General features: G+C 59.0%; 14 protein-coding genes and 2 pseudogenes. All 16 read right to left on the bottom strand.

Annotation, left to right across the window (positions count from 1 at the left end; genetic code table 11):
- Positions 1 to 13: 13 nt before the first annotated feature.
- The 16 genes and pseudogenes from FOC84_RS15015 to FOC84_RS14945 all read right to left on the bottom strand — a co-directional run bounded on the left by FOC84_RS15015 (position 14) and on the right by FOC84_RS14945 (position 13,447).
- Positions 14 to 781, bottom strand: coding sequence for a GntR family transcriptional regulator (locus FOC84_RS15015; protein ID WP_173145098.1), 768 nt, complete (start codon positions 779 to 781; stop codon positions 14 to 16).
- A gap of 12 nt (positions 782 to 793) precedes the next feature.
- Positions 794 to 1,594, bottom strand: coding sequence for an alpha/beta fold hydrolase (locus FOC84_RS15010; protein WP_173145097.1), 801 nt, complete (start codon positions 1,592 to 1,594; stop codon positions 794 to 796).
- Positions 1,595 to 1,596: 2 nt separating this feature from the next.
- Positions 1,597 to 1,974 carry a hypothetical protein gene (locus FOC84_RS15005; protein WP_173145096.1) on the bottom strand — a complete coding sequence of 126 codons (378 nt, stop codon included), beginning with the start codon at positions 1,972 to 1,974 and terminating at the stop codon, positions 1,597 to 1,599.
- The gene (locus tag FOC84_RS15000) at positions 1,971 to 3,488 is read right to left on the bottom strand and encodes a class I adenylate-forming enzyme family protein (RefSeq protein WP_173145095.1); all 1,518 of its coding nucleotides are present in this window, start codon (positions 3,486 to 3,488) and stop codon (positions 1,971 to 1,973) included. The genes FOC84_RS15005 and FOC84_RS15000 overlap by 4 nt, the downstream gene beginning before the upstream one ends.
- Positions 3,481 to 4,209 carry an ABC transporter ATP-binding protein gene (locus FOC84_RS14995; protein ID WP_173150163.1) on the bottom strand — a complete coding sequence of 243 codons (729 nt, stop codon included), beginning with the start codon at positions 4,207 to 4,209 and terminating at the stop codon, positions 3,481 to 3,483. Before FOC84_RS14995 ends, FOC84_RS15000 begins: the two co-directional genes overlap by 8 nt.
- Complete coding sequence (locus FOC84_RS14990) at positions 4,202 to 4,972, bottom strand: ABC transporter ATP-binding protein (protein ID WP_173145094.1); 771 nt, start codon at positions 4,970 to 4,972, stop codon at positions 4,202 to 4,204. Before FOC84_RS14990 ends, FOC84_RS14995 begins: the two co-directional genes overlap by 8 nt.
- On the bottom strand, positions 4,969 to 5,961 hold the full coding sequence (locus FOC84_RS14985; RefSeq protein WP_173145093.1) for a branched-chain amino acid ABC transporter permease: 993 nt from the start codon (positions 5,959 to 5,961) through the stop codon (positions 4,969 to 4,971). The genes FOC84_RS14990 and FOC84_RS14985 overlap by 4 nt, the downstream gene beginning before the upstream one ends.
- The gene (locus FOC84_RS14980) at positions 5,958 to 6,815 is read right to left on the bottom strand and encodes a branched-chain amino acid ABC transporter permease (RefSeq protein WP_173145092.1); all 858 of its coding nucleotides are present in this window, start codon (positions 6,813 to 6,815) and stop codon (positions 5,958 to 5,960) included. Before FOC84_RS14980 ends, FOC84_RS14985 begins: the two co-directional genes overlap by 4 nt.
- A gap of 58 nt (positions 6,816 to 6,873) precedes the next feature.
- Positions 6,874 to 8,031, bottom strand: coding sequence for an ABC transporter substrate-binding protein (locus FOC84_RS14975; RefSeq protein WP_173145091.1), 1,158 nt, complete (start codon positions 8,029 to 8,031; stop codon positions 6,874 to 6,876).
- A gap of 249 nt (positions 8,032 to 8,280) precedes the next feature.
- Positions 8,281 to 8,457: pseudogene (locus FOC84_RS14970) on the bottom strand (IS3 family transposase); the annotation flags it as partial.
- 199 nt (positions 8,458 to 8,656) lie between these two features.
- Entirely contained in the window at positions 8,657 to 8,779 is a 123-nt protein-coding gene (locus FOC84_RS33485) for a hypothetical protein (protein WP_302053197.1), read from the bottom strand.
- 287 nt (positions 8,780 to 9,066) lie between these two features.
- Positions 9,067 to 9,453 (bottom strand): hypothetical protein, encoded by a 387-nt coding sequence (locus FOC84_RS14965; protein ID WP_173145089.1) that lies wholly within the window; start codon positions 9,451 to 9,453, stop codon positions 9,067 to 9,069.
- Positions 9,454 to 10,298: 845 nt separating this feature from the next.
- Entirely contained in the window at positions 10,299 to 10,724 is a 426-nt protein-coding gene (locus tag FOC84_RS14960; protein WP_173145088.1) for a hypothetical protein, read from the bottom strand.
- A 445-nt stretch (positions 10,725 to 11,169) separates the two neighbouring features.
- Positions 11,170 to 12,256 (bottom strand): annotated as a pseudogene (locus FOC84_RS14955) (IS3 family transposase).
- A 166-nt stretch (positions 12,257 to 12,422) separates the two neighbouring features.
- Positions 12,423 to 12,650, bottom strand: coding sequence for a hypothetical protein (locus tag FOC84_RS14950; protein ID WP_173145087.1), 228 nt, complete (start codon positions 12,648 to 12,650; stop codon positions 12,423 to 12,425).
- 344 nt (positions 12,651 to 12,994) lie between these two features.
- Positions 12,995 to 13,447, bottom strand: coding sequence for a hypothetical protein (locus FOC84_RS14945; RefSeq protein ID WP_173145086.1), 453 nt, complete (start codon positions 13,445 to 13,447; stop codon positions 12,995 to 12,997).
- Between the last annotated feature and the right edge of the window lie 259 nt (positions 13,448 to 13,706).

Below are 13,706 nucleotides of genomic sequence, written 5' to 3'. Positions count from 1 at the left end.
GGGTTATGAATGATCAACTTCGTGCCTTGTGCTTCCCTTCGCTGCGCGACAGCCGGGTGACATAGCGGAATTCGTAAGGGGGATAGAAGCTGACCGCGACCTCCAGCAGCTTGCCCGCCGGGTTGCGGAACGAGCGGATGATGAGCAAGGCGGGATCCACGGTTTCATACTCCAGGAAGCGCGCCACCCGTGGCGGAAAGCGCGAGGCCGAGATTTCCATCTCGATCACCTCCACCACCTCGCCGCAGTGCTCTTCCAGCAGGGGATAGACGCCTCCCGGCTTGGAGGAGATGAAATCGGCCACCGCGGCATACTCGTTGCGCAGGTAGATGTCGGTCCAGGAAATGGCCCGCCTGGTTCCCGGCACGCAACGATAGGTCTCGACCTTGAACCACTCCGACGGCTCGCCTTCCAGCTCCGTCTCCCGCGGCTGCTTGGTCAGGTTCATGACGCGCTTGTATACGTGCAGGTCGGTGAACTCCAGATATCGCTGCAACTGGTCCGTCGTTTCCAGCTCCAGGCCGAACTGGGCCTTGGGGTGCTGGCGCACCACCGTGGTCCCAGCGCGGCGGCGGCGCTCGACCACGCCCAGATCGGTGAGCTTGCGCACCGCTTCCCGAGCCGTGTGGCGGCCCACGCCAAACATGTCGCACAGCTCCATCTCGGTGGGCAGTTTGGCACCCACAGGAAACTGCCCGTCGCGGATCATCTCCAGCAGATGGTCGCTGATGCTCTGGTAGAGCGAGGGCTTGGCAGCCGGAGTCTGCGTTTTGTTGGTCATACTGAGGTCGGTCTATAGAGACAGGCGGGCCATGGCGGCGCGCGTGTCCTGATAAAAGGGCTCCGGGCACTCGCTTTGCGGAAAATGCCCGACGTTGCTCCATTCTATATATTCCACCGGGATGCTGGCCGTGCGCAGCTGCCGCGCCACTTCGCGCGCGGATTCGGGCGGCACGGACCAATCCTCCAGGCCTTCGACGATCACCACCGGGCAGCGTATGGCGTGCAATATCTGCTCCATGCGAAAGCCGCCAAAAGCGCAGATATCCGCGTAGGCGACGGCCGGATTGCAGCGGCGCGCATCCCAGATGATGTCGTCGACGCGGCCGGCTTCCACGGCGCTCCCCATCAGCGTGCGGAATGTCACCTCGAACCAGTCGCCCGGATTGATGCGGGCCATGCTGAGGATGTGCGGGTTGTATCCCGAGGACTTCACCACATTGACCGAGGCGCCATCCACCAGGACCAGTCCGCGCACCCGCTCGGGCGCGAACGCCGCCGCCTGCGCCACGATGCCGCCGCCCATGGAATGCCCCATCAGCACGGCCTGGGCTATCCCCATGGCGTCCAGGAACTGCAGCACGTAGCGCGCATTGTCCGGCGTGGCGTCATTCGGCCCGCCCGCGGGCAGGCTGCTCTTGCCATGGCCCGGCAGGTCCAGCACATAGACGCTGTAGTGCCGCGCGTACAGGTCGATCACGTACTTCCACGACAGGCTGCACTGGCTCGCGCCGTGCACCATCACCAGAGCCGGCCCCGCGCCCGCATGATCGTAGTAGGCTCGCACGCCATCGGCGGTCATCACGTAAGGCATCGTCAGGGTTCCAGGTTCGCGGTCAGGCGGGTCAAGGCGTAGAGCAGCAGCCAGTTCTGCACACAGCGGCGCAGATCGCCGCTAACGGTCAGGCGGTGCTGGCGCACGAGGCGGTTGAAAGGAAAGCCCCGGCCGAGGTCGTCAAAGGCGTCCTGCGCTCCCTCCAGATGGAACGCCACGCCATCCAAGCCTAGGCCGCCTTGCACGCCTGCTTCCGTGACGGATAGCCAGAGGGTCTCGCCGCTGTCGGTATTGCGCAGGCCCAGCCGCAGATCGGCCAGCACCGACTGGCGCGCGACGAGGCCGTCGGCCGATGCCAGGCGCGTCCAGGCCGCCAGCACGGTGGGATCGAACAGATTGAGCGTATTGGATGTGGTCATGATAGAAATAGCTCCCGCAGGCGGAATTTCTGCACCTTGCCGGAGGATGACTGCGGCAAGGAATCTACGATGAAAATGCGCTTGGGCACCTTGAAGCCCGACAGCTGATTGCGGCAATGCTCGCGCAAGTCGGCCACATCGGGGCTGCGTCCGGCCGCCGGCACCACCGCCGCCACCAGCTCCTCGCCCCAGTATTCATGCGGCAGCCCGAAAGCGGCGGCCTCGCGCACGTCGGTATGGCCGGTCAGGCAATTCTCGACTTCGAGCGCCGCGACGTTCTCGCCGCCCGTCTTGATCATGTCCTTGCTGCGTCCCAGGAAATGCGCGTAGCCGTCGCCGTCGATACGGATCAGGTCGCCTGTGTGCAGCCAGCCCTGGCCGTCCAGCATCTGCGCGGTCAGTTCCGGCTGCTTCCAGTAGCCCTTGAATACCGTGGGGCCTCTGACCTGCAGTTCGCCGGGACCGCGCTGGTCTTCCAGCACGTCGCCGTCGGCGTTCACCAGGCGGTACTGCACATGCCGCCAAAGGTAGCCGATGGAACCCGGATGATCCAGGATCTCGCGGGTGTAGCGGTTCTTGATGGTCGTGACGCAGCTTTCCGTCATGCCGAAACCCCAGCTGAATTCAGCGTTTGGAAACACGCTGCGTATCAGCGCCTGGCGCCACTCGCCCAGGGGCGCGGCCGCCGTCTGCACGAACGTCACCGACGGCAGGCGGTGCGAGCCGAAACCGGGATGGTCGGTCAGCCCCACCCACATCGCCGACAGCAGGAACAGGTGCGTGGGCTGGTGCCGCAGCAGGGCCTGGATCACAGCGTCGGCATCGAAGCGCGGCACGACGTGCAGGCTGCCGCCGGCATACAGGATCGGGCCATTGACCACGCCGAAGCCGCCGATGTGAAACAGCGGCGTCGCCAGCAGCGAGTGCGCCTGCGAATCGATGCCCAGCTCCATGATGTAGTTGACCGCGTTGGCGGACAGGTTGCCATGCGTCAGCATGGCTCCCTTGGGGGTGGAGGTGGTGCCCGATGTGTACATGATGATGGCGACATCGCCATCCTGCACCGTGCCGAATCGGCGCGTGACCGGATCGGCGGGAGGATCGGGCAGTTCGGCAGGCAAGGTTTCCAGCCAGACCGGCTGCGCCGACAATTCCCGGTCCTGCCGCAGCGCCTCCACCAGTGGCTGGTGCACGGCGTCGTACAGGCAGACCTTGGGCTCCGCGTCACGCACCAGGTGCTTCAATTCCGCCAGGCCGTAGCGGGTATTGACCGGAACCAGCGCAAACCCGCCCAGCGCGGTCGCATGCAACAGGGCCAGGTAGTCAATGGAGTTGCCCGTCATCACGGCCACCCGGTCGCCGTGCGCCACGCCCAATCCGGCCAGATAGCGCGCCAGCGCCCGCGCCCGTTCGCATAGCTGCGCGAACGTCAATTGCTGCCTGTCGTCAGACACCGCCGTCTTGCCGGGATGCCGCTCGGCGTTGAACATGGCAACCTGATAGATGTTAGGCATGGTGGGTAGTCTCGGCTCCGTGCCCCAGGTACGCCGCCGCCACCTGGGGATTGTTCAAAATCGACACGCTGTCGCCGGCCAGGACCAGACGCCCGGTTTCCAGCACGACCGCGTGGTGGGATAGTTTGAGCGCAAGCCGCGCATTCTGCTCGACCAGGATGATGGTGGTGCCATCCTGGCTGATCTGCCTGATCGCGCGGGCCATCTCCAGCGTCACCGCCGGCGCCAGGCCCAGGGAAGGCTCGTCCAGCAGCAACAGCCGCGGGCGCGACATCAGCGCGCGGCCGATGGCCGCCATCTGCTGCTCGCCGCCGGACAGATGCCTGCCCTGGCTGCATTCGCGCTCCTTCAGTCTGGGGAAGTAGCCGTAGACACGCGCGATGTCCGCCTGGATTGCGGCACGGTCGTGGCGCAGGTACGCGCCCATCATCAGGTTCTCGCGCACGCTGAGTTCCGGGAACAGCCGCCGCCCCTCCGGCGACAAGGCCAGGCCCATGGCCACGCGTTTCTCCGTTCCTAGCGCATGAACCGCCGTGCCCTGCAGGCGGATTTCGCCGCCGCGCACCGGGACCAGCCCAATGATGGCCTTCATCAGCGTGGACTTCCCCGCACCGTTGGCGCCGATCACCGCGCACACCGTGCCGGCGTCCACACTGAACGACACCTGGTCCAGGGCCAGAACCGCGCCGTAACTGACCGACAGGCGGTCGACTTCAAGCATCGTCAAGATCCGCTCCCAAATAGGCTTCGATCACCCTGGGGTCCCGCTGCACCTGCTCCCGTTCGCCCTCGGCCAGCAGCCTGCCGTTGACCAGTACCACCAGGCGCTGGCAGAGCCTCATGACCAGGCCCATGTCGTGCTCGACCACGACCACGTCGATGCCGGTGCCATGTATGCGTTCGATCAGGTCCGCCATCGCCACGGTTTCGACGGGATTCAGGCCCGCCGCAGGCTCATCCATCAGAAGCATGGCCGGCATCGCGGTCAAGGCCATGCCCACGCCCAGGATCTTCTGCAAGCCATACGCCAATGAACCCGCCTGCGCATCGGCCAGGGCCGTCTGGCCGATCAGCTCGAGCGCCTGCCCGGCCATGCGCGCCGCCTGCTGGCGGCCGCGCCGCAAGCCCCAGGGATTGAACAGCAACGGCGGCGACGGAAACTGGCGGAACAAGGCCGCGCGGTACAGATTCTCGTAGACGCTATGGCCTGCGAACACGTTGGTGGACTGGAAGGTCCTAACCAGCCCTTTCCTGGCCACGGCGGCCGCCGGCGTGCCGGTGAGAGTTTCGCCATTCATGCGCACCGTGCCGGCGGACGGACGCGCCGATCCGGCGATCAGGTTGAACAGGGTGGTCTTGCCGGCGCCATTGGGTCCGATCACGCCGGTAATCTGCCCAGGCACCGTGGCGAAGGACACGTCGTCGACGGCGCGGATGCCGCCGTAGAACCGGCTCAGGCCTTCCACGCTGAGTTGCGCCGTCATGGCTGGCCTCCGCGTTCGATGCGGACGCGCGCCACCACGGAGCGCGCCAGCGCGGTCAAGCCTTGCGGCATGAAGAGCAGCAGCAGGATCAGGGTAAGGCCGTAAATGAGCCGCTGATACTGCTGCAACCCACGCAGCAGTTCCGGCAACGGCACCAGCAGCATCGCTCCGATCACGGCTCCGATCAAGGCGCCGACCCCGCCCAGCACGTTCATGATGACGGCATTGACGGCGGTCCAGAATCCGAAGGCATCCGGTGAAATATAGCCCTGGTAGTGGGCGTAGAGGCTGCCCGCGAAACCCGTAATCGCGGCGCTCAGGACGAAGACGCTGACGCGGAAGCTGAGCACGTTGAGTCCGCCGGAAACCACCAGGGCTTCGTTCTGCTGCAGCGATGCCGCGATCATGCCCCACTCCCGCCGGTAGAGCAGACGCAGGCCGAAGTAGACCAGCAGGGCGAAGCACACCGCCACCAGATAGGCGCCGTAACGCCCTTCAGGCAGAGGCAGGCTGGCCGACATGGGCGGGATGTCTCCAAAGCCATTGTTGCCGCCGAACAGGCCATGGAACTCGATGAAGCACAGCACGACGGCCTCGCCCAGGGCGAAGGTCAGCAACGCAAAATGCACGCCCTTGATCCGCATGAACACCGGCCCCACTAGCCCGGCGAGCAGCGCAGTCACGATGCCCGCGCCTAGAAAGGCGGCGGGAAAGGAGAAGCCGTGGTCGCGGCTCAGGATCGCGGAGACGTAGGCGCCAAGTCCGAAAAGCGCCCCATGCGCAAGGGAAAGCTGGCCGATGCGCAGCAGCAGATTCATGCTCATGGCCAACACCGCATAGATGGCCACCATGATGGCCAGGTGCAGGTAGAAGCGCGGCTGTCCGGCCCACACGGGCCACCACAGCAACAGCAGGACGGCCAGGCCATGCAGCAGCCACTGCCAGCGCCCGTCCTTGCGGTACAGCGCGGAAGATCGCGATACGCTCATGATGATTTACCCATCAGGCCGCTGGGTTTGACCAGCAGCACCGCCATGACGATCAGGAACGACACCATGGTCGCGACCGTCGCGTTGTAGAAGGTCGAAGCGATCGCCTCGGTGAAACTGAGGATCAGCGACGCCACCACGGCCCCGGGCAGGCTTCCCAGACCGCCAAGCACCACGATGATGAAGGCCTTGACCACGACGGCCTCGCCCATGTACGGATGCACGGTGTAGACCGGCGCCATCAGCGCGCCGGACAGGCCGGCCAGGCCGCAGCTCAGCGCGAAGGTGAAGGCCATGATCTTCCAGGAACTCACTCCCTGCAGGCGCGCAACCTCGCGGTCCTGCGCCACCGCGCGGATGGTGATGCCCAGCCGCGTGCGTTCGATCAAGTAGTAGAACGCCGCCAGGGCGATCACACTCACGCCGACGATCAGCAACTGGTCCTTGGCGAAGAAGGCGGGGCCGACCTGCCATGCTCCCTCCACCGGGCGGCGCACCGATTGCTCGTCGACCGAGAACACCAGCGACATCGCCGCCTGCAGCGTGATGGCCAGGGCCAGCGACATGATCATCCCGCCCATTTCATCGCCGACGAGGCGGCGAAACAGGCCGCGCTCGACCAGCAGCCCGAGCGCGCCCACGGCCAGCGCGGCGGCCGCCAGAGAAGGCAGGTACGGCCAGGACAGCGTGCCGTAGAAAATGAACATCGCATAGGCGCCCAGCATGTAGAACTCGCCGTGCGCAAAATTGACGACGCGCAGGATGCCGAACACCAGTGTGAATCCCAGAGCCACGAGCGCGTAGACGAACGTCGACATCAACGCGATGATGACAATCTGCAAGGTAATTTGCATGGTGGTATGCCGTTATGGTCTTGGCCCCGCGCCAACCCGGCGCGGGACGATGCCGTGCTCAGCGGGCGTCGAACTTGCCTATGACCTCGGCCTTGCCGCCCTTGATGATCCCCAGGTAGGCGGGCGTGGCGATCTGGTGGTTGACGCCGTAGACGTCCTTGCCGCCCCAGACGATGCTGCCCTGGATGCCATCGAAGCTCGGGCTGGCCTCGATCTTCTTCACGACGGCGGCGGTATCGTCCACGGTGCCGGCCTCGGCGATCGCCTTGAACAGCAGGCGCGTGGCGTCATAAAAGTAGAAGGCGAAGTCGTCCATGCTGTTGCCATGGAACTTGGCGTATGCCGAGCTCAGGCGCGCATAGGGCGCGCTCGTCGGGTCCGCCGAGAGATAGACCAGCGTGCCCTCGGCGTTCTCCGCACCGGCGGACTTCACCGTCTCGGCCACGTTGTTGCCACCGAATTTGGTGAAGCGCCCCTTGAATCCCATCTCGCGCGCCTGCCGGATGACGATACCGGCCGGACCGGGCGGGACAGTGTCGAGTTCGATGAAGTCGACGTTCTTGGCCAGGATGCTGGTCAGCAGCGTGCGGAAATCGTTCTGCGAGCGCTCGAAGAACTTCGCTTCGGCCACGGTATAGCCCGCGTCCTCGTAAGCTTTCTTCTGCGTCTTCTGGGTGCTCCAGCCGGTGGCGTCATTGGGCGACAGGATCGCCAGACGCTTGAGTTCCGGTTGATTCGTCTTCAACCAGCCGATCAATTGGCTGTTGTATTCGTAGGTCGTCGGCAACACGCGGAACATGTAGCGCGTGTTCGCGTCCAGGATTTCCGTCGAATAGCTGTTGGACAGCAACACGACCTTGTTGCGCTCGGTGATGGGCTTCATGGCCATCACCGAGGCGGAGCCGATGGGCCCGATGATGAATTTGACGTCGTCCTGATCGATCAGACGGTTGGCGGCGGTGACGGCATCGGCCGCCTTGTAATGGTCGTCGTAGGTCACGACCTCGACCTTGTACTTCTTGCCGTTGACCGCCAAGCCGCCGGCCTGGTTGACCTCTTCGACCGCAACCTTGACGCCGCCGTCGATGGCCAGCCCCCACGGCGCGCCGGGTCCCGTCATGCCTCCCACCACGCCAAGCTTCAAGGTTTGCGCCTGCGCCGCCACTGCCACCAGCAGGCCCGCCGTGATGATTGCCCCTCGCACACCCATCTTCATTGTCTTTCCTCAAATTTAATTGACCGGACATATTTATTTATGATCCGAACAATAAGGTATCAAGGAAGGCGTGTCCAGAGAACTTTCGATTTTTTATTTTGATATTCCTGCGACAGGGGGAACGCCCTGCTGGGCCAGATCGAGGTTTTCCCGCCAGGGGAAGCCGGGCCGGCAGGACCGGAGCCTGCCCGCAACCGCCGATCGCGTCAGCGCAAGCGGCGGGGAAGAGCGGTGCGCCAAGGGTTAGCTGGAGCTCCGCGAGCGCAAGGCCATGTCCAGCGCGCGTCGCACGCCTTCGGTCTGCAAATTCTCTGCCGCGTGATAGCCCACGATCTTGTGCCAGTAGGCGGCGGTCACCAGGCTCAAGTAGGTGCACTGCGGGGCGGTCGGGAGGTAGGTGATGTCGGCCACCCAGACCTGCTCGGGGTGGCCTTTCCCCCTGCAAAGATCCGATAGGAGCCAGGGTTCGCCGACGGGTTGCCGGCGTCGATCAGTCGGACGCTCGGCGAAGAATCATCCGCGCCTGCGGCTGCGCCGGTAGTGCCGAGCAGTTCGCCATTCACCACCAGCGGCCGGATCGTCTGACCGTTCTGCACGCGTTGCAAGTTCTTGCCGTTGCCGTCGATCACCAGGGTCTGGTCTTGGCGCCGTCCTTGCCGTCAACCGCGCCGATCAGGTTGCCGTTGATGTCGTATTGGTATGTGGTCTGGCTCGGATCCAACGCCGTGCTGACGCCGGATAGCGTCACCTCGCGGCCGCCTTCTCCTTCTTAATGAGCATCGCGGAGTACAGGTAATCCCCGCCGTCGTAGCTATTGCGCCGCTGTTCGCCCGCCAGCCCAGATCGGTCAACGAACGCCTTACCGAGCGAACCGGCGCATTAACCCAAACCGTGCGCAGACTAAATTTGCAGGGCCCAGCCTGTTAAATCCACTTCACAAACACAAATATCTGCCCGCAAAAACTCATTCCCAGACTGTGCCTTGGGGACGCACTCCCGTTAAGCACCGCCTGAAAAACTAAAAAATATCAAACTTTAATTAATTTTAGATATCGTAGGCAAAGGCTGCTCAGGAGTCCAATTCCAACCCGTAATCTCCACAACATAATCTTCGAAATCACATGATGCAACGACAAATTTTGCGCGCTCCCGCAGCCAAATAATCATCTTCGAAACACCAAATCTAAATGCATCCTCAGAGCCTATCGCATCCGATTCCGCATCAATTTCAACATAATACCGCGACCGGTCTACTGGATAAGTCATCGACTCTGGTGTAGCGTTTGAAAAAAAAACTTCATTTCTGAACACGTCCCACTGAACGGCACCGCGACCAAAGAAAAGAGCAACCCCTTCACCTAGCAACGAATCCATAGTGGCTTTGTCAGCACTGGAATCGATGTAAATTTTGCAGTAACTCACAAACAACTCCTAAAGGAATGTATATACCAAGGCGTATTGAAGGCAGTTATCGAAGGCAATCAAAATGCAGATGAGAGAAATTTGCACGCCATCTGATGTCACTGCTATATTTTTGGCAACCAATCGACCGAGCTTACTTAACCCAACCTCCCCCGCATGAATGCGGCCATTTTCTATAGATGGCCGCCGTCGTGGGGGTTCGTGCATTTATTGCATTTTGGAAAACCCTGAGCAATAAAAATGCTCCTCTGAAACACGAATTCCCATGTCAATATTCGATTCAACATTTGCGGCCCCTCCAGCCCTTGAACCTATGACGGAAATACCATCTTCCAGTCCCATCGGGTCAGCGGTGGATCTAACTCCTGAAGATATACGATCGAACTGTCTAGCTGTAAGTCCTTGCGGAATATCGAGACCAGCGCAAACGGGGCCAAACGCCCCAGCACTGACTTCTGAAAATGTTCTTTCAGTCCATTCGCGCGTACTTTCAATCATTATCCGCCTAAAATATGCCGTAACCCAACAGCCGAAAGGCCGTTATTTATGGCTAGCAAAAAACCCCTCTGGATATGCAAACCAATCTGGTAGATTCTTCATCTCGAATAATTCTCTTTTTATAAAACTGTGTGCCCGCACAAGGAGAACCCGATGTATGAGTACCTCTAAAAATTGACTCAAATCATATTTGCAATACTAGCCGTAGGTGTAGATGATAATTTTCAACAGGATGCAAGCGGCCTTAACATCCAAGTCATCTGCCATCGCATTAAATTCCGCTTCAGCATGCACACCCCTAATTGGCGGCTTCACACAATTTACCGTTCATATCTCCGTCACGCTCTCTAAGCAGCGACAACATCTATATTTATACTCCCTGAAAAATCGACAAACACCTCCCCCCCCCACTTAGTGGTGAAATCTATTGGAAACAACGAATTAAATTCCAAACCCTCGTAGCCCCCCATATTAGAAATCAAATCCCTGAGCTGCTCTCTGGATATATCAGGTAGATTTTTATTTAAATGATAAATTGAATTTTTATAAAACAAACCGATAGAGAATATTCTTTCAACTCCGACTACATATCCGTCAAATCTTAAGCCTGAAGCTGTTACCAACTCCGCGCTGATGAACAAATCTCTCGTCCGCTCCGGCAGATCATTCATCTCTACAACTGGATGAAACAACTCACTGTCTTCGTCATACTTCCATACTGGGAAAAACTGAAAATCGGCCAACCTCAAGTACTCTCTCGTTTTATTTTCCAAGCTGGGCTCCTTTAATCATCCAATATTCCATAAGTAGTCGTTGCACAGCATCTCGACTAGATTTTGGAACAATCACAATACTCACACGTTCTCCAGCGATCGGGTCAAAACGATCGAGAAAACGACTCGCAACAGACGGATCCTTAATACTCACCACCTCGATACGCACATCTGGAACAAATGCCGCATTAAACGCGGCAAGACGACGATTGTCGATGGAAAAGGCTTCCCGTTATACATCACGATCTGTAACGGCCTACCTACCTCATCTGCGCTTATTTTTCCTGCCCTCAAGTCTGTCATCAGACTATCAATCGTTCCAATTTGGCGCTTGGTGCCAGCTTCAATAAAATTGGGCGACGCATCAAATTGCGAGAATCGTAATTGGCGAGGATCCGCCCGATGGTAATCCCCCCATTCTTAGCGATTGCCAGAAGTAGGAACGCTATGCGGCCATGGCTAGCCGCTGTTTGGGGGTGAAGCCGCCCAGTGCCATATTCGGGCGTTCGTAATTGTAGGACCACATCCATTCGGTCGCGGCGCGCTGCACGTGATCCAGGTCTTCCCAGTGGTACTGAGATAGCCACTCGTAGCGCACGGTCCTGTTGAATCGCTCGACATAGGCATTTTGCTGCGGCTTGCCCGGCTGGATGTATTCGAGCTTGATACCCCATTGCCCAGCCCACTCGGTAATAGCGGCGCTTAGATATTCCGGTCCGTTGTCGCAGCGTATCGCCAGCGGTTTTCCCCGCCAACCGATAATCTGCTTCAAGGATCGGATCACGCGCTCGGACGGCAGCGAAAAGTCGATTTCGATGCCCAGGGCCTCTCGATTGAAGTCATCGATCACGTTGAACAATCGGATGCTTCGGCCATCGGCCAACTGATCGTGCATGAAGTCCATCGACCATACATGGTTGAGCTGGTTTGGCACGGTCAGCGGCTCGGGCGCTTGACGCACCAGGCGCTTGCGCGGCTTGATACGAAGATTCAGCTCCAGATCCCGATAGATACGGTAGATCCGCTTGTGATTCCACGAGTAGCCTTTGACGTTGCGCAGATACAGGTAGCACAGCCCGAACCCCCAACTGCGGTGGTTGTCTGTAAGCCGCATCGCCAGTCTGCAATCTCATCGTTCTCGATGCTGCGCTTGCAGACGTACCGGTAGCAGGTCTGGCTGATGCCAACCACCTCGCAGGCCAGGCGCACTGAAATTCCTCGCTCGCGCACCATGTGTTGGGCCATCTCGCGTCGGCGAGATGGCCTCACCACTTTTTTTCGAGTGCCTCCGCTCGAAGCTCAGCTTTGAGCTTCTCCTCGACATACATCTTGCGAAGCCGGGCGTTCTCGGCCTCCAGCTCCTTCATCCGCGACATCATTGACACATCCATGCCGCCGAACTTGGCCCGCCATTTGTAGAACGTTGCCGAACTGATTCCCAGCTCGCGGCACAGCTCGGGCACTGCCAAGCCTGCCTCGGCCCGCTTGATCGCTTCGATGATCTGGCTGTCTGTAAATCTCGACTTCTTCATGCTGTAGAACTCCTCAACGAGAAAATTCTACTTCTGGATGCGACGCTTCTATGGGGGGATTACCTCACCACGTTAAGCCACCGGCCCTCAGCCAGAAAAAAAGCCCCTATGCCAATACCCGGTCGGGGCTTCCTCAGCACAGTCGCGTCAAACGTAGTCTGACACGTTAAATTGATGAATGAATTACTACCTTAACTCCAAGCTCATTTAATCTAGCTTTTACGGCACCAGCCAATATGGGATCACTTACTGGCAGATCAAAGTGTCTTCCCTTATCATTTACAAAACAAATTACCTCCCCCACAGGGGTTTTTTCGATGTAAAAATTTGACAATAAAAGCCCACCTCCGAACAAATATTCGTCGGCCATGGCTTCAAGCTTTTTGGCGTCCATATGATCTGAATTTTCCCTAACATAGGATCCTTACCAAACCCAAGATAAAAAAATGCATTATCCGAATTTTCTTCCTCCCAGAAAATACGAGATGGCTGAACACGAGCACTCGGCTTATCCCCCAACGCTCTAAAGTAGCGAACATTCACCATTTCCATATCCTCGGGAGCCGCCCAACGCTGGAAGAACTTTCATTCGGATGAACACACCCAACAAGCCGAGAATCACCTGGCACAGGGCTTACCCAAGCATCGCCACTATGGATTTTCTTAACCGATTGATCATTAACTCGTTAAAATTATCCCGAAACGTTAAATTTCTTGACACCCATCAGCGGCAATTTTTCAATCATCGATGATAAAAAGCCAGGAATACTCTTTCATATAGTTCCCCCTCGCCACCTCCGAGTTCACTATATAAACAACAAATGCGCAAAAATCCAGCTCTTCGTCCCCAGGCATCCCGTAAGCAGGAGAAGCGAGCGGAAAGTTTCGCCACCAAGATTCATAAGGTATCTCAACTTTAAAATCCGCATCGGCAGCGGAAAACCGTGTTACGCCTCCGTCAAGATGCTTATATTTCAGCTCCAAAACTGGGCCTTGCAGGTTTATCACCTTATCCGACACCCGAAGAAGAAGCTTTGCATCGCTCACATACAAGGCAACTAGGTTTCCGCCTACAAAGTCTCCTTCCCCGGACAGGGCCAGACCCTCAGCCCATGAGGCGCTTTCCCGAAACCCCCCATCCATTTCATCCACATAGATATAACTATTACTAGTAAATCTCTTCAGTATCATCACCAACCCCGATAGGCGTCATCAATCGCGATGAACTTCCATAGTGCAGGATCTTTCCTTAAAGAGCTAGCGATGCGGCATCGTCCGTTGCGTGTCTCCAATCAGCTTGGCCGGGTTGTAACGCCTGAAGGACTTGTAGTCATTGTGGTTGCCCAACACCCGGTTCGGGATCATCGCGTTAAGCCCTGAAGGCAATCAACAAACTCGCCGCGAACGCCAACGTCAGAGCCCTCGACGCCCGCATTGAGAGCAACTGCCG

The organism is Achromobacter pestifer (genome assembly GCF_013267355.1).
In the GTDB taxonomy this organism is placed as follows: Bacteria; Pseudomonadota; Gammaproteobacteria; order Burkholderiales; family Burkholderiaceae_B; genus Achromobacter; species Achromobacter pestifer_A.
The sequence above is the reverse complement of the archived record's forward strand: the minus strand, read 5'-3'. Positions and strand labels throughout refer to the sequence as shown.